The organism is Microbacterium album, assembly GCF_014643695.1.
Classification (GTDB): domain Bacteria; phylum Actinomycetota; class Actinomycetes; order Actinomycetales; family Microbacteriaceae; genus Microbacterium; species Microbacterium album.
In genome coordinates this window covers 1-570 of record NZ_BMJY01000044.1, presented here as the reverse complement: position 1 = coordinate 570, position 570 = coordinate 1, and the positions used below count along the sequence as shown (strand labels likewise).

1 protein-coding gene is annotated in these 570 nt (G+C 71.9%); it reads right to left on the bottom strand.

Annotated features, from left to right (window positions below; genetic code table 11):
• Positions 1-114: 114 nt before the first annotated feature.
• On the bottom strand, positions 115-570 hold a 456-nt coding region (locus IEX37_RS15860), incomplete at its 5' end, for a prealbumin-like fold domain-containing protein (RefSeq protein WP_229663335.1).

Below are 570 nucleotides of genomic sequence, written 5' to 3'. Positions count from 1 at the left end.
AAGACGCACGGGCGGAGGGCCCTCCCCCGCTCGTTGAGCGGAGCGGCGCAGCCGCGGAGTCGAAACGGGCTGAGCGCAGCGGCGCAGCCGCGGAGTCGAAGCCGGGGCGGACCGTCATAGCGCCTCCCCCGGGTCGCGCTGGGCGGACGCGCGGCGGCGGGCGAAACCGATCCCGGCGATCACCCCGGCCGCGGCCAACAGCGCAGCCCCCGCCAGGTAGATCGTCAGCGTCCCGATCCCACCGGCCTCGGGAAGATCCAGGGCGGGCACATCCTGCACACGGATCGTCGGGGTGCCATCCACATCGACCAGGGTCACGTTCACCGACACACCCGCGGGGAGCGTCACCGTGCCGTCGCGAGCGACCGTGAACGGCACCCGCTGCGCCAGCAGCTGGAACCCGGGCAAGGCCCTGGTCTCCTCCAACCAGTACTCGCCCTCCGTCAGCGTCGTGTCACGGAACAGCCCCGTCAGCGGGTCGCCGTCCGCATCCGTCGCCGCAGCGATCGACGCGACCACCGCAGTACCACCGGACGCAGCGTCATACACCGCCCACTCCGAACCATTCAT